Source organism: Nonomuraea purpurea, assembly GCF_042650645.1.
Lineage (GTDB): Bacteria > Actinomycetota > Actinomycetes > Streptosporangiales > Streptosporangiaceae > Nonomuraea > Nonomuraea purpurea.
In genome coordinates this window covers 93,027-116,051 of record NZ_JBHSBI010000012.1, presented here as the reverse complement: position 1 = coordinate 116,051, position 23,025 = coordinate 93,027, and the positions used below count along the sequence as shown (strand labels likewise).

20 protein-coding genes are annotated in these 23,025 nt (G+C 69.6%); 3 read left to right on the top strand and 17 right to left on the bottom strand.

Annotation, left to right across the window (positions count from 1 at the left end; translation table 11 throughout):
* The first annotated feature begins 9 nt into the window (after window positions 1–9).
* Window positions 10–378: a MerR family transcriptional regulator gene (locus ACFOY2_RS24155; RefSeq protein ID WP_379530349.1), complete on the top strand. Its 369-nt coding sequence runs from the start codon at window positions 10–12 to the stop codon at window positions 376–378.
* Between the two features lie 4 nt (window positions 379–382).
* Here the strand turns inward: ACFOY2_RS24155 and ACFOY2_RS24150 are convergent, their stop codons facing one another.
* Genes ACFOY2_RS24150 through ACFOY2_RS24140 form a run of 3 tightly spaced genes read right to left on the bottom strand, consistent with a single transcriptional unit; the run spans window position 383 to window position 2,900 of the window.
* Window positions 383–1,261, bottom strand: coding sequence for a hypothetical protein (locus tag ACFOY2_RS24150; protein WP_379530348.1), 879 nt, complete (start codon window positions 1,259–1,261; stop codon window positions 383–385).
* Window positions 1,262–1,294: 33 nt separating this feature from the next.
* A complete protein-coding gene (locus ACFOY2_RS24145; RefSeq protein ID WP_379530347.1) occupies window positions 1,295–2,188 on the bottom strand; it encodes a S66 peptidase family protein in 894 nt (297 codons plus the stop codon).
* A complete protein-coding gene (locus ACFOY2_RS24140; protein WP_379530533.1) occupies window positions 2,175–2,900 on the bottom strand; it encodes an SIR2 family NAD-dependent protein deacylase in 726 nt (241 codons plus the stop codon). The genes ACFOY2_RS24145 and ACFOY2_RS24140 overlap by 14 nt, the downstream gene beginning before the upstream one ends.
* A gap of 42 nt (window positions 2,901–2,942) precedes the next feature.
* Here ACFOY2_RS24140 and ACFOY2_RS24135 point away from each other — a divergent pair, with 42 nt between their 5' ends.
* Window positions 2,943–3,830 (top strand): sulfotransferase family protein, encoded by an 888-nt coding sequence (locus ACFOY2_RS24135; protein WP_379530346.1) that lies wholly within the window; start codon window positions 2,943–2,945, stop codon window positions 3,828–3,830.
* Here ACFOY2_RS24135 and ACFOY2_RS24130 read toward each other — a convergent pair.
* The 13 genes from ACFOY2_RS24130 to ACFOY2_RS24070 form a co-directional block, all read right to left on the bottom strand.
* Window positions 3,799–5,688 (bottom strand): ABC transporter ATP-binding protein, encoded by a 1,890-nt coding sequence (locus ACFOY2_RS24130; RefSeq protein WP_379530532.1) that lies wholly within the window; start codon window positions 5,686–5,688, stop codon window positions 3,799–3,801. The two genes, ACFOY2_RS24135 and ACFOY2_RS24130, sit on opposite strands and share 32 nt — an antisense overlap.
* A 170-nt stretch (window positions 5,689–5,858) precedes the next feature.
* The gene (locus ACFOY2_RS24125; protein ID WP_379530345.1) at window positions 5,859–6,674 is read right to left on the bottom strand and encodes an enoyl-CoA hydratase/isomerase family protein; all 816 of its coding nucleotides are present in this window, start codon (window positions 6,672–6,674) and stop codon (window positions 5,859–5,861) included.
* A gap of 123 nt (window positions 6,675–6,797) precedes the next feature.
* On the bottom strand, window positions 6,798–7,013 hold the full coding sequence (locus tag ACFOY2_RS24120; protein WP_020547488.1) for a helix-turn-helix domain-containing protein: 216 nt from the start codon (window positions 7,011–7,013) through the stop codon (window positions 6,798–6,800).
* A 113-nt stretch (window positions 7,014–7,126) separates the two neighbouring features.
* Window positions 7,127–8,725 carry an ABC-F family ATP-binding cassette domain-containing protein gene (locus ACFOY2_RS24115; protein ID WP_379530344.1) on the bottom strand — a complete coding sequence of 533 codons (1,599 nt, stop codon included), beginning with the start codon at window positions 8,723–8,725 and terminating at the stop codon, window positions 7,127–7,129.
* Window positions 8,726–8,857: 132 nt separating this feature from the next.
* Complete coding sequence (locus tag ACFOY2_RS24110; RefSeq protein WP_379530343.1) at window positions 8,858–11,440, bottom strand: exo-rhamnogalacturonan lyase family protein; 2,583 nt, start codon at window positions 11,438–11,440, stop codon at window positions 8,858–8,860.
* Window positions 11,437–12,057, bottom strand: coding sequence for a rhamnogalacturonan acetylesterase (locus ACFOY2_RS24105; RefSeq protein ID WP_379530342.1), 621 nt, complete (start codon window positions 12,055–12,057; stop codon window positions 11,437–11,439). Before ACFOY2_RS24105 ends, ACFOY2_RS24110 begins: the two co-directional genes overlap by 4 nt.
* Entirely contained in the window at window positions 12,054–12,965 is a 912-nt protein-coding gene (locus tag ACFOY2_RS24100; RefSeq protein ID WP_379530341.1) for a carbohydrate ABC transporter permease, read from the bottom strand. The genes ACFOY2_RS24105 and ACFOY2_RS24100 overlap by 4 nt, the downstream gene beginning before the upstream one ends.
* A gap of 10 nt (window positions 12,966–12,975) precedes the next feature.
* Window positions 12,976–13,953 (bottom strand): ABC transporter permease, encoded by a 978-nt coding sequence (locus ACFOY2_RS24095; RefSeq protein WP_379530340.1) that lies wholly within the window; start codon window positions 13,951–13,953, stop codon window positions 12,976–12,978.
* 62 nt (window positions 13,954–14,015) lie between these two features.
* Window positions 14,016–15,449, bottom strand: a complete 1,434-nt coding sequence (locus tag ACFOY2_RS24090) for an extracellular solute-binding protein (protein ID WP_379530339.1) — start codon at window positions 15,447–15,449, stop codon at window positions 14,016–14,018.
* 119 nt (window positions 15,450–15,568) lie between these two features.
* Entirely contained in the window at window positions 15,569–16,198 is a 630-nt protein-coding gene (locus ACFOY2_RS24085; RefSeq protein WP_379530338.1) for a YesL family protein, read from the bottom strand.
* Between the two features lie 123 nt (window positions 16,199–16,321).
* A complete protein-coding gene (locus ACFOY2_RS24080) occupies window positions 16,322–16,978 on the bottom strand; it encodes a DUF1961 family protein (protein WP_379530337.1) in 657 nt (218 codons plus the stop codon).
* A gap of 212 nt (window positions 16,979–17,190) precedes the next feature.
* On the bottom strand, window positions 17,191–18,207 hold the full coding sequence (locus tag ACFOY2_RS24075) for a LacI family DNA-binding transcriptional regulator (protein ID WP_379530336.1): 1,017 nt from the start codon (window positions 18,205–18,207) through the stop codon (window positions 17,191–17,193).
* Between the two features lie 142 nt (window positions 18,208–18,349).
* Window positions 18,350–18,925 (bottom strand): TetR/AcrR family transcriptional regulator, encoded by a 576-nt coding sequence (locus ACFOY2_RS24070; protein ID WP_379530335.1) that lies wholly within the window; start codon window positions 18,923–18,925, stop codon window positions 18,350–18,352.
* Between the two features lie 88 nt (window positions 18,926–19,013).
* On the opposite strand from ACFOY2_RS24070, the gene ACFOY2_RS24065 reads away from it, so the two are divergent.
* Window positions 19,014–19,835, top strand: a complete 822-nt coding sequence (locus tag ACFOY2_RS24065) for an NmrA family NAD(P)-binding protein (RefSeq protein ID WP_379530334.1) — start codon at window positions 19,014–19,016, stop codon at window positions 19,833–19,835.
* Window positions 19,836–19,879: 44 nt separating this feature from the next.
* On the opposite strand, the gene ACFOY2_RS24060 is transcribed toward ACFOY2_RS24065, so the two are convergent.
* The gene (locus ACFOY2_RS24060; RefSeq protein ID WP_379530333.1) at window positions 19,880–23,011 is read right to left on the bottom strand and encodes a BTAD domain-containing putative transcriptional regulator; all 3,132 of its coding nucleotides are present in this window, start codon (window positions 23,009–23,011) and stop codon (window positions 19,880–19,882) included.
* Window positions 23,012–23,025: the final 14 nt, after the last annotated feature.

The window sequence follows — 23,025 nt, the reverse complement described above, 5'->3', positions numbered from 1 at the left end:
AGGTGCGATGTGAAGATCGGGCAGGTGGCCAGGGCGGCCGGGGTGAGCGTCGACACGGTCCGCTTCTACGAGCGGCGCGGCGTGCTCCCGGCCGCGCCGCGCCGGCCGTCCGGATACCGCGAGTTCGGCGAGTCGGCCGCCGAGCGGATCAGGATGGCCAAGTCGCTGCAGGCGCTGGGGCTCACGCTGGACGAGGTCGTGGACATGCTGCGCGCCCACGACGCGGGCGGGGCCACCTGCGAGAGCGAGCGGTGGCGGCTGGAGGCGGTCGTCACCCGGCTCGACGACAGGATCGCCGAGCTGGAACGCGTCCGGCGCGAGGCCGTCCAGGCCGTCGAGGACTGCAGGGCGGGCTGCTGCCGTCTGCTGTCGGAGTGAGGTCTCAGACGGCCAGGCGGGCCAGGACGCGGGCGAACTCCGGCGGCGGCGCCACCACGAGCCTGGTGTGGCCGCGCTGTGTGACGATGTCGGCCCTGATGTGGGTCAGCCGCTCCCCGTTCCACCAGTAGACCTGCGAGCTGAGGCCCTCGGTCCTGGCCGCGTGCACCCGCAGGCGCTCGATGGCGCGCACGACCCCGATCCCGTGCACGGGGTGCAGCAGCAGCGTGTACGGGTCGGGCAGCACCACCAGCGTCCCGTCGGCGGGCAGGGGCAGGTATTCCTCCAGCCAGCGCAGGTGGGTGGCGGCGGACGGGCCCGTGCTGGTCAGCCGCGTCACCGGCGTGCCGGACAGCTCGATGTTCTCGACCGACAGGCGTTCCTGCCCGCGCACGTTGGCGACGGCCCGGTCGAGCGCCTGCCCGGTGGGCAGCGGCCAGCAGCCGGCCTCCTCGGGCCGTACGGCGCGGGTGCCGACCGTCAGCAGTTCGACCAGGTCGGCGTTGAGGTGGCGGCCCACCACCCGGGTGAGGTCGCTCACCTCGTCCACCGACTCGACGCGGGTGCGCATCAGGGGCCCGGCCTGCTCCAGGTCGCACACGTCCAGCCGTTCTCCGGCGGTGGCCACGGCGTGCGCGAGGTGCTCGGAGACCAGCATGGGCCAGTCTTCTCTGGCCCTGCGCCCGGCCTCGCGTCGCAGCCCCGTGAGCCGCACGACCAGGTCGGGGCGGTCAGGCCCGCCGCCGAGCGTCACGGAGGAGCCGTCATGGGCGAACTCGAACGAATATCCGAGGGACTCCGCGACGAGCGCGAGCAGCGAGTCGAGATCGACGTCCTCGACCGGCCGGCGCGAGGGCTCGCGATCACGCCGGAACAAGTTCACGCGCCGTGTCCCTTTCTGTCGGATTCGTCCCTCCTACCTTGCCTGCTCCGTATTGCTGAACGAGCCAGCTAGCGAGCACGATTCGGTATCGATAACCCCAAGTCTCCCCAGCCACACGCTCATCTGGGGTGACCCGTGTCCCACGGGAAGCCCCGCCAGAATCGGCACTCCGAGCGGCTTGAGCCGGTCTTCGAGCACGGGGTAGGGGTCGCCGCAGTCCACCCACGAGCCGAGCGCGATCCCGCGCACCCCGTCGAAGGCCCCCGCGGCCAGCAACTGGGTCAGCATCCTGTCGATCCGGTACGGCTCCTCCCCCACATCCTCCAGGAAGGCCAGCTTCCCCTCGAAGGCGGGCTGCCACCGCGTGCCGCACATCGAGGCCAGCAGCGACAGGTTGCCCCCGCAGAGCACGCCCTCGGCCCTGCCGGGAGCCAGCACCCGCTCGCCCCGTACCGCCTCGGCCGTGCCGAACAGGGCCGAGCGCAGGCTCTGCCAGCTCAGCGGCTCGGGACCCGGCTCGGCGGCCATGATGTCGCAGGCGGCCATCGGCCCGTGCAGGGTGGGCACGCCGAGCTCGACGGCGAAGGCGTTGTGCAGCGCCGTGATGTCGCTCGACCCGAGCAGCACCTTGGGCCCCGCCGCCCGCATCGCGTCCCAGTCGAGCAGGCCGAGCAGCCGGCCGGCGCCGTACCCGCCCCTGCAGCAGAACACCGCGGAGACCGCCGGATCGCACCAGGCGGCCTGCAGGTCGGCGGCGCGGGCGGCGTCGGCGCCCGCCAGGTAGGGCAGCTCCTGGCGGTCGAGCACGTGTGCGCCGAGCACCACTTTCAGCCCCAGCCCCTCCAGGCGCTCGACGCCGCGCCGCAGCAGCGCGGCGTCGGGCGGGCCCGACGGCGAGACGATCGCGACGGTGTCACCTTGCTGCATCGATCAACTCCTGTACCAGTGCGGGCAGTGCCCGGCCGATCGGCTCGCCGACGACCTGATCGGCGAACCGATCGTAGGGGGTGGGCTCGGCGTTGACGATGACCAGGCGGGCGCCCGAGTCGAGGGCCTGGCCGCACAGCCCGGCGGCTGGGTGCACGGTCAGCGACGTGCCGACCGCCACGAACACCTCGCACGAACGGGCCGCGCGCACCGCCGCCTCCAGCACCTCGGGCTTGAGGTTCTGGCCGAAGGAGATCGTGTTCGACTTCTGGATGCCGCCGCAGCGCGGGCAGGGCGGGTCGGCCTCGCCCGCCTCCACCCTGGCCAGCACCTCGGGCATGGGCGTGATCAGGTCGCAGGACAGGCATTCCACGCGGTGCACCGTGCCGTGCAGCTCGATGACCTTCTCCGGCGAGGAGCCCGCGCGCTGGTGCAGCTCGTCGATGTTCTGGGTGATCAGAGCCCGCAACAGGCCGGCCCGCTCCAGGTCGACCAGCGCCAGGTGGGCGGCGTTGGGGGCGGCCTTCCAGACGGGATGCTCCAGCCTGGCCCGCCAGGAGTCGCGCCTGACCTCGGGGTCGGCCAGGTAGCGGTCGATCATCGCGGTGGCCTCGGCCTGCGGGTTCTTCGTCCACACCCCCTGCGGACCCCGGAAGTCGGGAATGCCGGAGTCGGTCGAGATGCCCGCTCCGGTGAGCACCGACACTGGCATTGGCTCGTTCACGTGGCAAACGGTGTCACACTTACCTCTCGTATGCGACTTCCGCCCCACATCCTCGTGGTCAACGGCATCAAGGTCCGCCGGCCGGTCTTCCTGATCGGAGCTCCGCATTCCGGCGCGGACCTGCTGGCCCGCGCCCTGAAAAGGTCTCCAGGCTTCCACGTGACGATGGGCCGCGCGAGCGTGGCCCACGTGGTGTACGCCTTCGCCCGCAAGCCGTCCATCGGCCACACCTCCGGCGCGGTGCGCGTGCTGCGCGACGCGCTGGCCGAGTCGTGGCAGGTGCTGCCCCGCTCGTGCGGCCAGTGCGCCGAGTCGTGCAGGGAGGCGGGCGGCGTCACCGGTACCGGTCCCTGCGTGTCCACCGGCGACATCACCCGGTTCGGCGACGGCAGCCCCGACCTGCTCTACAGCGCGCCGGTACTGCTGCAGGCCTTCCCCGACGCGCGGTTCGTGCAGCTCATCCGCGACGGCAGGGACGTGGTGGCCGACATGCTGGACGATCCGGCCTGCCTGGCCTGGTTCAAGCCGTCGATGCTGACGGAGCAGACCGAGTTCCCCAACACCTTCCTGGGCGTCAACAAGGACGAGCACCTCGACCGGTGGAAGGGCATGCCGGTGGCGGGCAAGAGCGCCCTGCGCTGGCGCAGCGCCGTGCGCCTGAGCGCCGAACTGCGCAGGACGCTGCCGCAGGACCAGCTCCTGACCTTGCGCTACGAGGAGCTGATCCACAAGCCGGTGCCGTCGGTGGCCACGCTCACGGAGTTCCTGGAGACGCGGGTGTCCAAGGTCGTCCTCTACGGCACCGGTGTCCCCAAGGTCGGCGCCTGGCGGTCCAAGCTGCGGCGCGGCGACCTGGAGCTGGTGGAGAAGGTCGCCAGGGAAGAGCTCAAGCGGCTGGGCTACCTGAAGAAGAGCTGAACTGGGTGCGGTAGAGCTCGGCGTAGATGCCGCCGCGGGCCAGCAGGTCGTCGTGGCCGCCGCGCTCGGCGATGCGGCCCTCGTGCACGACGAGGATCTCGTCGGCCTCCCTGATCGTCGACAACCGGTGGGCGATGACCAGTGACGTGCGGCCCTCCAGCGCGGTCTTCAGCGCCACCTGCACCGCAGCCTCCGACTCCGAGTCGAGGTGGGCGGTGGCCTCGTCGAGCACGACCACGCGCGGCGCCTTGAGCAGCAGCCGGGCCAGCGCCAGACGCTGCTTCTCGCCGCCCGACAGCCGGTAGCCCCGGTCGCCGACGACGGTGTCGAGCCCGTCGGGCAGGCCCTCGACGAGATCGCCGATCTGCGCGGCCCTCAGAGCCTCCCAGATCTCCTCCTGGCTCGCCTCCGGCCTGGCGTAGCGGAGGTTGGCCCCGATCGTGTCATGGAAGAGATGGGCGTCCTGCATGACCACGCCCACGGTGTCGCGCAGCGAGTCGAGCGTGGCCTCGCGCACGTCGAGCCCGTTGACGCGGACCGCGCCCTCGTTGACGTCGTACAGGCGCGAGACCAGTGAGGTGATCGTCGTCTTGCCCGCCCCCGAGTGGCCGACCAGGGCGATGAGCTGGCCGGGGCGGGCGGTGAACGACACCCCTTCCAGCACCGGCTGGGACGGTCCTGTGTCCTGCCTGGCCACCGACTCCAGCGAGGCCAGCGAGACCTCCTCGGCCGACGGGTAGCGGAAGCGCACGTCGTCGAACTCGATCGTCACAGGGCCGTCGGGGATCGGGACGGCGCCGGGCTTCTGGGCGACCATGGGCTTGAGGTCGAGGATCTCGAAGACGCGGTCGAAGCTCACCAGGGCGGTCATCACGTCGACGTGCACGTTCGACAGGGACGTCAAAGGGCCGTACAGGCGCATCAGCAGGGCGGCCAGGGCCACCAGCGTGCCGAGCTCGAAGACGCCGGAGACCGACAGGACGCCGCCGATGCCGTACACCAGGGCCGTGGCCAGCGCCGCCACCAGGCCGAGCGCGACCCGGAACACGGTGCCGTACATGCCGACCGTCACGCCCACGTCACGCACCCTGGCCGCCCGCGCGCCGAACACCGCAGCGTCGTCCTCGGGGCGGCCGTAGAGCTTGGCAACCATCGCGCCCGCCACGTTGAACCGCTCCGTCGTGACCGAGCTCATCTCGGCGTCGAGCTGCATCTGCTCGCGGGTCAGGGCCGACATGCGGCGCCCGACGTACTTGGCCGGCACGATGAAGATCGGCAGCAGCACCAGCGCGACCAGCGTCACCTGCCACGACAGCGCCAGCATCGCGCCGAGCACCAGGACGAGGCTGACCACGTTGGACACCACGGACGACAGCGTGCTGGTGAGCGCCCGCTGAGCGCCGATCACGTCGGTGTTGAGCCTGCTGACCAGCGCGCCGGTCTGGGCCCGCATGAAGAAGGCCACCGGCATGCGCTGCACGTGGTCGAACACCTCGGTGCGCAGGTCGTAGATCAGGCCCTCGCCGATGCGCGCGGAGAACCACCGCTGCACCAGCGTCAGCCCGGCATCCACCAGCGCCAGCGCGCCGATCGCCACCGCCAGCCCGACCACCACGCCGGGCCTCTTGGGCAGGATGCCGTCGTCGATGATCGCCTTCATCAGCAGCGGGTTGGCGATCACGATCACCGCGCCCGCCACCACCAGCGCCAGGAACGCCGCGATGTGCCTGTTGTACGGCCTGGCGTAGCGCGCGATGCGCCGGACCGTGCCGGGACGCAGCCGCTGCTTGGTCACCGATTCGTCGCGTCGCAGGGACGCCATCGCCGAAGGCCCGAAGCCTCCGCCCATCATCGCCATCCGGGGGATCCCCTCCTCGTCCCCAGAAGACAGCGTCACGGGGCCGTACGGCGATTCCCGCGTCAGCTCACCGCGAAACCGGCGAAGGGCGCTTGACGGCCCTCGAGGACGGCCCAGCACCCCCTCAGCGGGTGCGAGTTCCCCCTCGAAATCTCTCCCGGGCGGGAGATTCAGCCGAACAGCGCCTTGATGCGGGCCGCCTGTTCGACCCCCTCGGCCACACTCTGCTCCTCCAGGGAGCGGCCCTGCGCCCCCTGGAGGAGTCGCTTGGTCGCGGCGGCCGCATCCCGATTGGTGGCCAGCAGCTCCGCGATCTTGTCTTGTACGGCTTGCTCCAGGTCGCCCCCGGCGACCACTTTCTCGGCGAGGCCGATCCGCATGGCCTCGTCGGCGTGCACGGTCCTGGCCGTCAGGCAGATGTCGATCGCCTTGGCCAGACCCACCAGCTCCACCAGGGGCTTGGTCCCCGTGAGATCGGGCACCAGGCCCAGCGCGGGCTCTTTCATGCAGAACGAAACATCATCGGCCACGATCCGCAGGTCGCAAGCGAGCGCGAGCTGGAACCCCGCGCCGATCGCGTGCCCCTGCACGGCTGCGATGGAAACGATCTCCGGGCGGCGCAGCCACAGGAACCCCGCCTGGGCCTGTCTGATGCGCTGCTCGAAGGTTGCGCCCTCGCTTTTGGCGACCGAGCCGAACGAGCCCTGTCCGGGCACCCCCTCAGGTGTGAACATTCGCAGGTCTATCCCTGCTGAGAAGGACGGTCCCTCACCTTTCACGACGACGACGCGCACCTGCTCGGGCAGGTTCTCGCCGATGCGAGCCAGTTCGGACCAGGTCGCGAACGTCTGGGCGTTGCGCTTTTCCGGCCGATCGAGCGTGATCGTCGCTATCTCACCGTCCACCTCGTGGCGAAGCCCGCTCTCCGTGGAGGCAGAGCCATTCTCCGCTTTCCCCCCGCGCTGTCGCGCCTGCGCGTCCGCCATCGCCTGTTCCCTTCCGCCAATGCTGAGCGTCGCGCCCGAGCCTACAGAACATGGTTCTGGACTCGGGCGCGACGTCGACCGACTAGGGACGGGCGGCTGCGGTCGCACGTTCCGAGGCGGCCGTCAGCGCTTGGACTTGCCTCGGGTCGCCCCGCCGCGCCCACGCAGAGTCACACCGGACTCGCTCAGGATGCGGTGGATGAACCCGTAGGACCGACCGGTCGAAGCGGCCAGGGCGCGGATGCTTTCGCCCGCGGCGTAGCGCTTCTTGAGATCGCCGGCCAGTTTTTCCCGGTCGGCCCCGGTGACCCGGGTGCCCTTCTTCAGTGTCTCGGCCACGAGTACCTCCTGTAGTGCCGGACTTCCGCAGCGTTACTCCGCCATGATCAGTCATTTCAGCGGGATCGGCTACCTACTCCACGGGAAAAGATCCGTACCCACTCAAATTAAGATCAGGCAAGTGCCACAAGATCGGAAAATTCATCGCTCCATGCGTCTTCAGTTCCGTCCGGTAGCAAGATCACCCTATCCGGTGACAGGGCGTCAACGGCACCCTCGTCATGTGTGACTAGGACGATTGCTCCTGAATACGACCTTAGAGCGGTGAGAACTTGCTCCCTGCTGACCGGATCGAGGTTGTTCGTCGGCTCGTCAAGAAGCAGGACATTGGCGCTCGAAAGCACCAGGATGGCCAGCGCCAGCCGGGTCTTCTCGCCGCCCGACAGCACCCCTGCGGGCTTGTCCACGTCGTCGCCGGTGAACAGGAAGGACCCGAGGACCTTCCGCAACTCCGTGTCGGTGAACTCGCCGCCGGCCGATCGCATGTTCTCCAGAAGCGTACGACCGGCGTCGAGAGTCTCGTGTTCCTGGGCGTAGTAACCGATCTTGAGGCCGTGACCTGGCCTGATCTCGCCCGTGTCGGGATGCTCGACGCCGCCGAGCAGGCGCAGCAGCGTGGTCTTGCCCGCGCCGTTCAGCCCGAGGATGACGACCCTGTGACCTCGGTCGATGGCCACGTCGACGTCGGTGAAGACCTCCAGCGAGCCATAGGACTTCGACAATCCCTCGGCCGTCAGCGGGGTGCGCCCGCACGGCTGCGGATCGGGGAAGCGCAGCCGTGCCACCTTGTCGCTCTGGCGCTCCCCCTCGGTGCCCGACAGCAACCGGTGCGCACGCCGCATCATGTCCTGGGCGGCCTTGGCCTTGGTGGCCTTGGCGCGCATCTTGTCGGCCTGCGCGAGCAGCGCACCCGCCTGTTTCTCGGCGTTGGCGCGCTCGCGCTTGCGGCGCTTCTCGTCGGTCTCGCGCTGATCCAGGTACGCCTTCCAGCCGACGTTGTAGTGATCGATCACCGACCGGTTGGCGTCCAGGTGCAGGACCTTGTTGACCGTGGCTTCAAGAAGACCGACGTCGTGGCTGATGATCACCAAGCCACCTTGATGCGAGCGCAAAAAATCGCGAAGCCATCCGATTGAGTCCGCATCTAGGTGGTTTGTGGGCTCATCGAGAAGGAGAGTTTCCGCTCCGCTGAAAAGAATTCGCGCCAATTCCACGCGCCTGCGCTGGCCGCCGGAAAGCGTTTGCAACGGCTGCCCGAGCACCCTGTCGGGCAGGCCGAGGCTGGAGGAGATGGAGGCCGCCTCCGACTCGGCCGCGTACCCGCCGAGCACATGCATTTGATCTTCGAGCCGGCCGTACTGCCTGACGGCCTTCTCCCGGGTGCGGTCGTCGGCGGAGGACATGCCGAGCTCGGCCTCGCGCAGCTTGCGCAGGACCTCGTCCAGCCCTCTCGCCGACAGGATGCGGTCGCGCGCCAGCACCTGCAGGTCACCGGTGCGCGGATCCTGGGGGAGGTAGCCCACGCTGCCTGAGGTGGTGACGGTGCCCGCGGCGGGCAGGCCCTCGCCCGCCAGCACCTTGGTCAGGGTGGTCTTGCCCGCGCCGTTGCGGCCGACCAACCCGATCTTGTCGCCGGGGTTGACCCGGAACGACGCTTTCTCGATGAGCAGACGCGCGCCCGCGCGCAGCTCGATGTCACTGGCGATGATCATAGTGGCGGACACTCCCGAGCTAGGAAACGAGGATTGGGCGTGCGACGCCGGTCAATCGGGAGTATGCATACAGATCAGTGTAGGACCACGGTCAGCACCTTCTCGTCTGCTTGACGGTCCATCCGCCCCGGTTCAGCGCCGCGTCAGGTGCTTGCCGATCAGGGCCAGGTTGTGGATGGCGGCCAGGCCGTACTGCGCGGCGCCGTTGGTGGAGACGAACGCCGCCTCCCGTACGGGGGCGAGCACCTCGGGGCCGTCGACCAGGGTCAGCTCCCAGGACCGCTGCCGCTGCAACGGGTTGCTGTTGAGCTGGTCACCCTCGTCGAGGAAGAACTTGCGCCACGCCCACGCCGCCAGTTCGGCGTCGCCGGTGCGCGCGGCCGCGTACGCGGTGAGCCTGCTGTGCGCCTGGATCAGCGAGATCCCGCTCAGCGGCCGCCCCACCTCGGCCTCCTGCTGCTCGGGGGTGGCCAGGTAGAGCCTGCAGTACCGCAGCCACGCCTCCTCGAACCCGGGGACGTCCAGGTCGAGCGCGATGAGCTCCGCGCACATCTCCGGCAGCCCGAACAGCGACGACAGGTGCGAGACGGAGATCTTGTCCCGCGAGGTGTCGAACCGTCCGGTCTCCAGGTTCAGCCGGCCCTCGCCGGTCAGGAAGCCGTTCGGCAGCGCCCCGATGTCGGCCATCGTCCCCAGCAACCGGTCTCTGGCCCGTTCGTCGCCGTGCCGCTCCCAGCGGGTCAGCCACGCCGCCGCCAGCGAACCCCAGTCGGTGCCGAGCCCGACCGACAGCGCCTCGGGGTCGGGGGTGTAGACGTCCTCGCGCACCTTGCGCGTGGGATCGATGACGACGAACGTCTCCTCGGGCGTGCTCAGCTCGTCCATGAGGTCGCCGGTGCGCTCGTCGGCCGTCAGGTAGTAGTAGAAGCGCCGGTAGGCGGCGTTGGAGATGCGCAGCTGCTTGCAGCTGCACCCCCAGTGCTGCACGTTGTGCCGGGTGCCCAGGCCCTTCCACCTGCCGAGATGGTAGACGTCGACCTCGCCGGTGTGGCGGGTCATGGCCTCGGCGAAGCGGAAGACCTCCGCCCGGCCCGTGCGCAGGTACTGCAGCCACAACCACAGGTCGGGCGAGAGCTCGGAGTTGTCCCAGGCGTAGCCGCCGACGTCGTAGCGCCAGGTGTGGCGGTCGCGGTCGTAGGTGTGCATGACGTCGCCGTAGTCCCAGAAGCCGTACCACCTGCGCTGCTCACGCTCGCGCCGGTACAACTCGAACAGGAAGTCCAGCCGGTCCTCGATCTCGGCGTGCGCGGGCGTGGAGCGGTCGGGCAGCTCCCACAGGCCGAACACGCCCGCCTCACGCACCCGCTCGGGAGCGGCGGCCAGCAGGCCCGGCTCGTTCAGCGCGGCGGCGTGCGCGGCCAGGTCCCGCGCGGACGGCGTGGCGTCGTGGACGCGCAGGGTCAGCTCGTGCGTACGCGCCACGCCGTGCGCGTCGCCGAACCCCGGCTCGTAGTCCTCGTAGGTGACCTCCAGACCTTCGAGCTGCTCGGCGAAGGTGTCCTGGCCCATGCCGTCGTGGTAGAAGCGCAGGTCCATGGCCGGGGCGGAGGGCGACCAGAGCCAGACGGTCGCCGTGGCCAGGTCCGCGGCCGCGTTCCTGATGTCCAGGCGGGTGGGGTGCAGGCGCCAGAAGTCGCGCAGCCCGAAGCCGAGGCCGCCGCCCGTTCCACCGACGTAGCCGTACCCCGACGACCTGGTCCCGGCCGGGATCGTCACCCACGCGTGGCCGTCGGCGGTGCGTTTGCGCAGCGTGAAGCCGTCGGCGGAGCCCTGGTCGAGGGTGTAGTCGTTCCAGGCGGGGATGAGGTGCAGGCGGCCGGCGACCTCCGGGGCGATCTCGCCGCACGGGCGGCCCTCGACCTGCGCCCGCCGTACGGACTCGCCGGGGTCGCGGCGCAGCCCGGTCAGACCGCGCACGGCCTCGGTGAGGAAACCCCCTGAGCCGGCCAGGCGCACGTGCCTGTCGTGAAGCTCGTCACGCATCACCACGTCGGCGCGCAGCCCGAGCCCGGCCAGGAAGTCCCGCTCGGGGTCGCCGTCCCAGACGAACGTGTGCATGATCCGCACGGCCTCCGCGCCCGCGTGGAAGTACAGGCGCACGGTGAACGGCAGCCAGTCGCCGTGCCGGCCCTCCAGGCGGACGACGGCGCGCACGGGGCCGTCCTGCTCGACCGTGACGCGTTCGACCACGCCGGTGGCCTGCTCGCGGGCCACAGGACCGCCCTCGTCGGGGGTGGGCTCACCCTGGCGGAGACTGACCAGGCGCACGTCCCTGGCGATCTCGCGGCTCCCGCGCGAGATCGACCGGGCCAGCGTGCCGCCCGACTCCTCGATCGTCCAGGTCACCACGCCGGTGCCGACGCGCAGCACGCCGTCCTCACGGACGACGGTGACGGGCATGGCGGGGACGGCGGGCTCGCGTCCCGGCTCGATCCGGTACGCGAAAGCGCCCCTGCCCGCGCCGATCGCGTGCGCGGACCACTTGACCGAACCGTCGGGCCAGGTGGCGGTCACCCAGCTCTGCACGGGCACCTCGCGCCCGTCGGAGTCGGCCAGCGCGAACGGCGCCCCGCGCCCGACCGCGCCACGCGGCCACGGGACCCCCCAGGTCGCGCCCTGCTCCCCCGGCCGATCCAACCAGCGCAACACAGTCATTGAATCTCCTTGAGTCGCTCCGCGACGATGATCGCGACCGCGTCGGCGCCGCGGAAGCAGAAATGGGTGTCGTCGGCCACCCCGTCCGGATACAGCAGGTGCGTGCCGGGCGGGAAGTGGGTGAACAGGGCTTTGGAGCCCTCGGGGCCGAGCCGCTCGTACAGCTCGGTGGTGGCGGCGGTCAGGTCGATCAGCGGCACGCCCTCGGCGGCGGCCAGCGCGCGTACCTGGTCGGGGTAGTCGCCGTGGGTCGGCGTCAGCCGCTCGCCGTCGAACCTGCGGCGCTGCACCGGCGTGCACAGAACCGGCAGCGCGCCGGCCCCGCGCGCCTCCTCGACGAAGGCGCGCAGGTTGTCCTGGTACGGGATCGCGGGATCCTTCTGGTCGTTGTGCCCGAACTGGAGCACGACCAGGTCGCCCGGCGCGATCTCGCGGACGAGCGCCGCCCACAACCCCTCCGCCCGGTGACTGGCCGTAGTGGCGCCGCCCTTGGCGAAGTTGCGCACGGGCCCGCCGACGTACGCGCCGAGCTGCGCTCCCCACCCCGACATGGGCGCCTCGAACGCCGGGCACGAGGCCACGGTCGAGTCGCCCGCCAGCAGCACGGTGCGGGTCACTCCTTGACGCCCCCGATCAGCACGCCCTTGGCGAAGTGCTTTTGCAGGAATGGGTAGAAGAACAGGATCGGCAGCGTCGCGATGACGATGACCGCGAACTTCAGCCCCTGCTCCGGCGGCACCCAGGTCCTGTCCATCTGGGCCAGAGCGTTGGCGGCGTCGGTGTTGATGAGTTGGCGCACCAGGATCTGCAGCGTCCACTTGTTCGGGTCGCTGATGTACAGCAGCGGCGACATGTAGTCGTTCCAGATGCCGACCGCGTAGAACAGCGAGAACGTTGCGATGATCGGCTTGGACAGCGGCAGGACGATCTTAAAGAAGACGCCCATCTCGTTGCAGCCGTCGATGCGCGCCGCCTCCTCCAGGGCCTGCGGCAGCTCCTGGAAGAAGCTCTTGACGATGATCAGGTAGAACGGGTTGATCGCCAGCGGCAGGATCAGCGCCCAGTAGCTGTCGAGCAGCCCAAGGTCGCGCACCACCAGATAGGTGGGGATCATGCCGCCGGTGAAGACCATCGTGAAGATGATCAGGTTCAGCACCAGGATCCGGCCCGGCAGGTACCGCTTGGCCAGCGGGTAGGCCATGGTGAAGGTGAGCAGCACCTGCACCACCATGCCGACCGCGGTCACGATCACGGTCGTGAGCAGGGCACGGACGAAGGTGGGGGTGGCGAAGATGTACTCGTACGACTCGGTGACGATCTTCTCCGGCCACAGGAAGAACGGCCGGGAGGCGATCTCCGGCTCGCCGGCGAACGACGCGGCCAGGACGTAGAGCAGCGGCAGGGTCGTGATCAGTGCCAGGCCCACGAGCGCGACGACGTTGAGCGTGTCGAACGTGCGGCTGCCGATGGAGTTGTTGTTGTTGACCGCGAGCTTCTTGGGCTTGGTGTCAGTCATGCTGGTCATGGCCGGCTCCTTAGAACAGTCCCCGCTGGCCGAGACGCTTGGCCAGCCAGTTGGAACCGAAGATCAGGATGACGCCCGCGACGCCCTTGAACAGGCCGACGGCGGTGGAGTAGCTGATGGCGCCGTTCTGGATGCCGGCGTAGTAGACGTAGGTGTCGAAGACGTTCGCCACGTCGCGGTTCAGCGAGGTGGTCATCAGCCAGATCTGCTCGAAGCCGGAGTCCAGCAGGTTGCCGGAGGCGAGGATCGCCATGACGACGACCGTCGGGCGGATCGCGGGCAGCGTGACGTGCCAGAGTTGGCGGAAGCGGCCGGCGCCGTCCATGCGGGCGGCCTCGTACAGGTTGGGGTCCACCCCGGCCAGCGCGGCCAGGTAGATGATCGTGCCCCAGCCCGTCATCTTCCAGACCTGCTGGAGGATGATCAGCGGCCGGAACCACTCCTCCTGCGCCATGTAGTCGATCTTCGCGGTGTCGCCCAGGATGTCGCGCATCCAGCCGGAGATCACGCCGAAGTCGGCGGCGAAGAGCACGTACGTCAGCGACGCGACGATCGTCCAGGACAGGAAGTGCGGGATGTAGATGAGCGACTGGACCGAACGCTTGAGAATGTTGAGCCGCAGCTCGTTCAGCAGCAGCGCGACGATGATCGGCGCTGGGAAGACGATGAGGATGTGCAGCAACGCCACGAAGAGCGTGTTGAACATCAGCTTGCCGAAGTCGCCGCCGGTGAAGAGGGTCTCGAAGTGCTTGAGGCCCACCCAAGGGCTGCCCGAGTAGCCGAGGAAGGGCAAGTAGTCCTGGAAGGCGATCGTCACGCCGTACATCGGCAGGTACTTGAAGAGCGCGAAGTAGGCGAGGCCCGGGAGCAGCATCAGGTAGAGCCAGCGGTAACGCAACGCTGCGGTGCGCAGCGGCACCTTGTCGGCCCGCTTCGGCTTCTTCGCCTTGGGCGCCGCCTTCGGAGGCGTCGCCAGGTCGGTGGCCACAGCGGCCTCCTTTCGTATGAGGGGCCCGGAAGGTGCCCGGGCCCCTCAATCGGGAGTCGTGACTACTTGGGGAGCTTCGCGAGCCCCTCGTTGATCTCGGTGATCACCTGGTCGCCACCGCTGTCGTGCCAGCGCTTGATCTCGGCCTTGAGTCCCTCTTCGTCGATCGCGCCCGACAGGAACTTGACCCGGGCGTCGGAGACGATCTTGTCGATCTGCGCGCCCTTCTCGATCTGCGTCTTCGAGATCACGGGCAGCGCCACGTTGTGCACGGCCGTCTTGAGGTCCTCCTCCACCAGCTTCTTCTGCAGGTCGAGAATGTCCCGGTACGGCTGACCAGACGGGACGCGCTGGTAGGCGATGCCGCCGATGTCCACCGTGCCCTTGGTGCCGAACTGGACGAAGGCGTCGTCCACGTTGTCCTGGACGGTCTTGACCGCGGGGTCGTCCTCGTTGATCAGCGCGGCGGTGTCGCCGTTCTCGACCTTGAAGTTGCGGCCCTCGATGCCGTTCTGCAGCAGGACCTGGCCCTCCTTGGTGGCCAGCTTGTCCAGCGTCTTCAGCACGTTGTCGAGCTCGGCCTCGGTGCGCACGCTCTGCCTGGAGATCGCCAGGGAGTCCGCGTAACCCGTGAACGGGTAGGAGTGCTTCTCTGTGTCGGACTTCGCCATGTTGCCGACCATGGTGACCTTGTCGCCGTAGTCCTTGTCGCCGTTCTCTCTGAACAGGTCGAAGACCTGGCGGGAGCGGATGTTGACGTCGATGATCATGCCGCCCCTGCCATGGAAGAACGGGTCGTTCCACTTGGCGGAGTCGAGAGTGGCGAAGTCGGGGTTGACGAGGCCCTCGTCGACCATCTTCTTCAGCCACTTGTTGGCTTCGAGGAACTCAGGCGTGTCGAACCCGGGCCCGACCTTTCCCTCGCGCTCGCCCCAGCCGGTCGGGGCGCCGAACCAGGTCTCGATCACGTCGTACGGGCTGGCGCTGGCGTAGTCACCGGGCCACTTCGGGATGATGAGTCCGTAGGTGTCCTTCTTACCGTTGCCGTCGGGGTCCTTCTCGGTGAAGGCCTTGGCGACCTGGTAGAAGTCCTCGATCGTCTTCGGCTCCTCAAGACCGACCTTCTTCAGCCAGTCCTTGCGGATGACGACCGCCGAGCGCAGCAGGGGCCGCATCCGGTAGAGGCCGTAGGTCCTGCCGTTGATGGAGGCGTTGAGCGCGGACTGCGCGTTCGCCGGCTTGAGGTTCGGATACTTGTCCAGCTTGTCGGTCAGATCCCAGAAGGCCCCCGCCTGCGCGGCCCTCACGAACGCCGGCAGCTTCGGGTCCACCACGATGACCTGCGGAATGCTGTCTGAGGCCAGGGTGACGTTCAGCTTCTCGGTGTACTCGGCGTTGGGAACCCAGGTGACCTTGATCTTCTTGCCGAGGAACTTCTCGATGGCCTGCTGCATCTCGCCGGTAGGTTCGGGAGCCGTGCCGAACAGCTTCGACATGAACGTGATCGTGTTCGGATCAGACTGGGCCGCGTCGCCACCTCCAGAGCAGGCGGAGGCGGTGAGAGCAGCCGTGAGCGTTAACACACCGGCGATGAGCCGGCGACGACGCGATGCGCTCATAGGTTCCCTTTCGAATGCAGGCGCGCCTCGTTCTCCTCGAAGAAGCGCAGGCAAAGCCACGTGTTGAGATAGATCCACGCGCCGAAGCTGATCGCCGGGGCGAGGATGGGCGCCGCCGAGGTCGCGAAGGCGATGGCTGACAGAGCCAGCAGCAACAGCACCGACGAGGCCGGACGCAGGAGCGCTAGCTGTGTCGCCTTGGGCCAGTACGCCCATAGCGGCAGGTCGTAATGCACGTAGAGCGGCCCGAGGTAGGCGCCGACACCCGCCAGGGCGATGAGCGCCACGAAGGTCGCGATCCGCAACGCGCCCATGCCGGGCCCGAGAGCGGACAGATAGAGGTAGTTGCCGACCAGGACGACGGCGAGCGCCGCCGCGGGCAGGACCAGCAACGAGGCCCGGACGAACTCCCGTCGGTAGACGGCCCAGAATTCGGCCCAGGCCTGAAACGTTTCATTCCGGGCATGCCGACGAGCCAGGGTGTAGGCGGCCACAGTGGCGGGCCCGAGCCCGAGGATCACGCCGCCCGCGAGGGTGAAGACGATCCACATCAGGTTCAGGCGGACCGCCCAGATGAGCTCTGAGCAGGCAGCTTGAATCCTGATCGACAGGGCGGGATGGTTCATCCGGCACCACCTTCTCGTGGCCCGTGCACGGATACGGGGGGCGAGTGTTGCACCGCGGTTCCTGCCCAGTTACAGGGGCATGAACGGCGGTTGGTGCGAAATTAGTGTTGAATCGACTCAAAGTCAATGACGAGATACCCGGAGATTTTCGTACTCTCCGATCAGCGGCGCCATCTGCCTGAAGCCGATCTTGCCTCCTGCCAGGGCGGGACCGCCGACCGAGCCGTCGTCCCGCCAGCGGAACGAGACCAAATCGTTGACCGAGAAGGTCACCTCACCCCCCTTGACGTCGAGCCGGATCGCATAGGGGCCGTCGGCGTCCATCACCCCAGGCAGCGGATCCGGGCCCTGCGCGACCAGGTGGAAGCCGTGGCTCTTGCGCAGGTTGCAAGTGTGCAGGGCGCGCTCCGACTGCCACATGCGGCGGAAGTAGGAGACGTGGTAGGCGTCGATGTCGCCGTGGTGGTACTGCTCATAAGGGCCGCTGCGCGGGGCCAGGCGCTCGTCGAACAGGTCCTCGCCGTTCCCGCCCCTGGCGTGGAAGAACATGATCGCCAGGCCCGGCTCCCTGATCGGCCGGAAGTCCCACTCGATCCGCACGTCGGCCGGGAACTCCTCCGGACACCACAACACCAGGTTGGCCGCCTGACCGTCGGAGGCCGGCCTGAGGCTCTCCAGACGCATCCTGCCCTGGGGGAAGGACATGGCGCCATCTCCTTCCATCCGGAATCCCGCCAGGTCCTGGGGGGTGGCCAGGGGGTTGCGATACAGCTCTTTCACGGGGCCCCTTTCATGGTGGTGTGGGGTCGGCTACGGGTGGGTCCGCCGTGCGAGCGCGTCGCGGTGAGCACGCGTCGTCGGGCGCTCGTCGTTCGGCGCGCCGCGTCGGCGGGAGGTCGTGCGGTGGGGCCCGGCGCAACGCGAACGGCGCCCAGCACTCCTACCAGCCCAAACACGGGTGCGCCGCCAAAGGCGTGCAGCGAGGCGGTGCGTCAGGCGCGGCGGAGGGCGCTGGATTCGCGGACCACCAGGTCAGGCTGGAAGATGACCTGCCGGTGCCGGTGCTCCTCCGGCTCGGCCACCTCCTCCAGCAGCAGGTCGATGGCCGTGCGCCCGAGCAGTTCGCGCGGTTGCCTGATCGACGACAGCGGCACGGCGGCCGCCGCGGCGAAGTCGATGTCGTCGTAGCCGATGATGGCCAGGTCGTCGGGCACCCGCAGCCCGTGGGTGGCCATCGCCTGTAACAACCCCAGCGCCATCATGTCGTTGGCGCAGAAGGCGGCGGTGGGCCGCTCTTCGGCGGGCAGCCCCGCGACGTGCTCCCCGATGGCCCGCCCTTCCGCCACGGTCAGCGCGGGAGCGGAGCGGGTGAGCAGTTCGACGGCTCCGTCGGCGGCGGCGACGGCGCTGGTGACGCCGGCGTGCCGGTCGGCGACTTGTTTGATGGACGGTGGTCCTCCGACGAACATGATCCGCCGGTGCCCCCGCTCGATGAGGTGCGCGCCGGCGATCTGCCCGCCGAGCCGGTCGTCGACCGCGACCGAGCACTGCAGCCCGGTGGCCGGGCTGTCGACCAGCACCACGGGCGTGCCGCGGGCGGCCAGCTCCTCCAGATAGGGGCTCTCCATCTCGACGGGGGTGATCAGTATGCCCATGACCCGCTGCTGTTCGAGCTGGTCGAGGTGGCGACGTTCGCGGCCGGGGTCGCCGGCGCTGTTGCAGAGCACCACCATCGTGTCGTGGCCGTCGGCGACCGCTTCCGCGCCCTGGGCCACGTCCACGAAGAACGGGTTGGAGACGTCGAGCACGACGAGGCCGACCGTGCGGCTGCGTCCCACCCGCAGGTGGCGAGCCACTTCATTACGGACGAACCCCAGCTTCTTTATCGCTTCGAAGACGCGTTCGCGTGTAGCGGGTGACACGATCTCCGGGCGGTTGAGCACATTGCTCACCGTGCCCACAGAGACGCGCGCCAGTTGCGCGACCTCCTTGATGTTCCTGGTCGCCATCGATCCTCACGAGGCCGTGCTGCTGTCGTAGGTGCACAAACGGGAGCTACCTGCGGTGAACCGCCGGACGCGGCCCACTGTGAACCCGCTCATCATAGCGGGAATCAAGATTTTTTTGAATCGTATCAAAACCTCAAAACAGTCACGAGCGCGGCGTGGCGGCGGACGCCTTCATGCCGTCGAGCATCAGGCACAGGTAGTACGCGGGCCGAGCAGCCACGGGTTCGGGCAGTTGGTCGGGGTGGCAGGTGAAGACGTTCAGCAGGTGGATCAGGTCCTCGACGCCGACGTCGGTACGCATGGAGCCCTCGGCCTGCGCACGGCGTACGAGCCCGTCGAACTGCTCCACCCACCCCGCCCGCACCCGCGCGAACTCGGCCCGCTCCACGATCGCCTCCTGCGGCAGCACCGCCAGCGCGGTGGCCAGCGCGGCGCGGCCGGGCTCGGCGACCCAGAGCACGAAGTCCCAGATGGCGCCCCAGGCGTCGGACGCGCTCTCGGCGGCCTCGTCGAGAGCGCGGGCCATCGTGTGGATGTAGTGGTCGCCGACGGCCGCGATCAGGGCGTTCCTGTCGGGGAAGCGCCGGTAGAGGGTGCCGACGCCGACGCCCGCGCGCTTGGCGACGCTCTCCATGGGCGCGTTGACGCCGCGTTCTGCCATGACCTCGGCGGCGGCCACGACGATCTTGTCCAGGTTCCGTCTGGCATCCGCACGCACGTGAGACCCCCAACTGGACGATTCGATTCCGCTTATTGTACCGTCCAGCCCAACCGGAACTTGAGATTCCACTTATTGGAGGTTGACCGTGATCGTGGTAACCGGTGCCACCGGCTCCATCGGACGCGCCCTCGTCGAACGCCTGCGCGGGCACGACACCCTCGCCGTCGTCCGCAAACCCGCCGACGACCTCGGCACCGACTACGCGCTCGCCGACTTCGACGAGCCCGCGACCATCGGCAGGCTCCTGTCGGAGGGCGACCGGCTGTTCCTCAACAGCTCGCTGTGGCCCGGCTTCGTCGACGCCCACCGCGCGGTGATCGACCTGGCCGCCCACGCGGGCGTCGCGCAGATCGTCGCCGTGTCGGTACGCGACGCCGCCCCGGGAGCCAAACTGGGCGGCGGCATGCACGGCGAGGTCGACGCCCACCTGAGGAAGTCGGGCGTGCCCTGGTCGATCCTGCAGCCGACCGGCTTCATGCAGAACCTGCCGCGCGACGTCCAGAACGACCGGGTCTACGGCTCGTACGGGCCGAAGGAGGTCAACTACATCGACACCCGCGACATCGCCGAGGTAGCGGCCGCCCTGCTGACCCGGCCCGTCGGAGAAAGCCGTGACCACGTGCTCACGGGGCCCGAGTCGTTCTCCCACGAACGCATCGCCGCGCAGATCAGCGCGGCACTCGGCCGCCCGGTCCACTACGTCGACCTGCCCGTCCCCGAGATGACGGCGCACCTGGAACGGCAGGGCGTCCCGCAGCCGCACGCGGGGGACCTGGCGGAGCTGATGGGCACCACAGGAGACGGGCGATGGGCGACCGTCACGACGGCGGTCGAAGACCTCACGGGCCGCCCGCCCCGCCCCCTGTCAGCCTTCCTCGCCGACCACCGAACCCAGTTCTCCTCGTAAGCTCGCTCGGCGTCGGAGAGACGATCGTCCGGGCGACCGCGTCCTCACGCGGAGACGTCCTGTCCGAGACCTCGGCGGATGGCCGCGGCAATGCGGTCCACATCTCCGCGTTCGGCGGGTGGCAGCGGGGCGCCGGCCGACTCTCGAGCGGCGGTGGCCGTGCCGAGCAGGCGTGCGGCGCGACGGTGCTCTCCCACCCCCGCGTAGGCGCCGGCGAGTCCTTCGAGGGCGAGCGCGACGGCCCGAGGGTCGCCGGTGGCGCGAGCCACGGCGTGTCCCTCCCGGTGCAGGGCCAGCGCCGTGTCGGCGTCTCCGCGCAGCTCGGCGATGAAGCCCAGCTCGGCCAGGATCAACGCGGTCCCGTTGTCGGGCATGATCTGGCGGTTCCAGTCAAGCCAGCCCCGCAGGAGTGCCTCGGCCTCGTCGAGGTCGCCTCGTCGGCGGGCCGCGAGCGCCAAGCCGACCTCGGCGAGCTCGTGGGCGAGGGTATTGGATTGCTCCAATGCCCGCTCCCGAGCTCGCCGATGGAAATCGTCGGCCACGTCGTGATCCCCCATGAGCAGCGCGGTACGACCGAGCGCCGACAGCCGGGAGGAGACCTCGTTCCACAACCCCAGCTCTTCGGCCATGCGCAGCCCGTCGCGGCGCAGCCGCATGGCGCGCTCATAGTCACCGGTGATCTCGGCCAGCGTTGCGAGGAGGTTGACCGCCTGGGTCTGCCCCCACCTGTCGCCGAGGTCCTGAAACAGGGCCAGGCAGCGGGTGCCGTCGCGCTCCAAGGCGGCCAGGTCTCCGCGGACCAGGGCCTGTTTGGCGCGGGTCATCAGCGCGGCGGCGACGCCCCACCCTTCACCATCTGCCAGGAACCGGGCGAGCGCCTGCTCCGTGAGCTCCTCACTGGCGGTCAGCTCGCCGAAGTCGACCGAGGCGAAGGCCACGAACCAGGCGGCCATGCCGTCCGCTCCTGCCTCCATGGGCGCGAGCTGCCCAAGTCCGGCGAACATCGTCAGGCCCGCCAGCCACGCTCGAGCGGTGGCCCGTGGATCCGCGACGGGCACGCCACCGCTCTCCGTACCGCTCGGGTGTGTCCGGCCCGCCTCCAGCGCGGCGGTCAGCGCTCTACGGCCCTCAACGATCCGGCCGCGCAGGACCCAGTACCAGGCCAGCGCGTTGGCCAGCTGAGCCGCCTGGCCCGGGGCTCCGTCCTGGGCCGCGGCTTCGAGTGCGGCCCGCAGGTTGGCCCCTTCGCTGTCCAGCCGCCGCAGCCAGCGGCGCTGGTCGTGGCCCCTCAGGTGCTGGTCGCCGCGCTTGGCCACGTCGGTGTAGTGATCGCGATGGCGCCGTTTGAACAGCTCGTGCTCGCCCGCCTCGCGCAAGCGCTCCAGGCTGTAGGCGGCGATCGACTCCAGCAGCCGGTAGCGCGGCCTGCCGTCGTCATCCGTCATGACGACAAGCGAGCGATCCACCAGGCGGCCGAGCAGTTCTGGCACGTCGGCCGCTGCCATGCCGTTCCCCGCGCAGACCTGTTCGGCGGACTCCAGAGCGCACCCGCCGGGGTGGACGGCCAAGCGGCGCAGCAGGACGCGTTCGGGCTCGGTGAGCAGGCTCCAGCTCCAGTCAATGACGGCGCGCAGGGTCTGCTGCCGGGCGGGGGCGTCGCGCCGCTGCCCCACCAGCAGACGAAACCGGTCGTCCAGCCGTCGGGCGACTTCGTGGACGCCCATCGTACGGACCTTGGCGGCGGCCAGCTCAAGCGCGAGCGGGATGCCGTCGAGCCGCCGGCAGACGGCTCGCACCGCCTCGGCGTTGCCCGGCTCCAGCGCGAACGCCGGCGCGGCGGCCGCCGCCCGCGCCACGAACAGCCGCACCGCTCCGGAGGAGGCGAGGGCGGCCGGGGCCTCGTCGGTCTCCGGCACGTCCAGCGGCGGTACCGGCAGCACCACCTCGCCCGACAAATCGAGAGGCTCGCGGCTGGTGGCCAGGATCAGCAGGCCGGGTACGGCCTTGAGCAGCCGGTCGGCCAGCGCGGCGACCGGTTCGACGACATGCTCGCAGTTGTCCAGTACCACCAGGGCCCGTTGGGCACGCAACGTGGCGACGAGCCGTTCCACCTGGGTCCCCGAAGCCTCCACGTCATCGCGCAGGCCGACCGCGCAGGCGATCGCCTCGGCCACCTCCTGCTCCCGCGCGGAGCGTTCCAGCAGCCCCAGCTCGACCAGCCATACGCCGCCCGGTTCGCCGTCGTGGAGCAGCCGGGCGGCGGTCTCCAGCGCCAGCCGCGTCTTGCCCACGCCGCCCGGGCCGGTCAAGGTGATCAGCCGGCTCTGGTCGAGGAGCGAGCGCGCGTGCGCGACCGCTTGCTCGCGGCCGATGAGCTCGGTACGGACGGCGGGAAGATTCGTGCGCGGCCGGCGAACGGGAGCCGTCTCCAGCGCCGGGTCCTGGCGGAGGATCGCCTGGTGCAGCGCCGCGAGTTCGGGCCCGGGTTCGACGCCCAGTTCCTGATCCAGTCGTTCGCGCAGCTCCCGGTAGCCGGCCAGCGCCTCTGCCTGCCGTCCCGCGCCGTACAGGGCTCGGATGTGGGCGGCCCGCAACCGCTCCCGCAGCGGATGGCGAGCCACCAGATCGGCGAGCTCGGCCGCCAGTAGACGGTGCTCGCCGAGGTGCAGCCGTGCCTCGGTCAGATGCTCCACCGCGACCAGCCGCTCCTCCTCCAGCCGTACCGCCGCGGCGCGGGCGAACTCCTGGTCGGCGAAATCCTCGAACGCCGGCCCACGCCACAGGGCGAGGGCGTCCGCCAGCAGCGCTGCCACGCTCGCGCTGTCCCCGGACTCGTACGCGCGAGCGACCAGCGCCGAGAACCGGCCGACGTCCACGGCCTCCGGCTCCGCGCGCAAGGCGAACCCTGCCGGCGCCGACACGACGAGATCGCGACCGCCGGGCTCGGCCTCCTGGAGCGCCCTGCGTAGCTGCGACACCTTGGTCTGGAGTACGGCGGTGGGCTTGGCCGGCAGCCGCTCGCCCCACAGGGCGTCGATGAGCCGGTCAGCGGACACCAGCCGCCCCTCCTGCGCCAGCAGGATGGCGAGCACCGTCCGGACCTTGGCCTCGGGGACGTGCACGAGCCTGCCGTCCGCCGTCCACACCGCTAGCGGACCAAGTACCCCAAAGCGCATGCCGTCACAGTAGC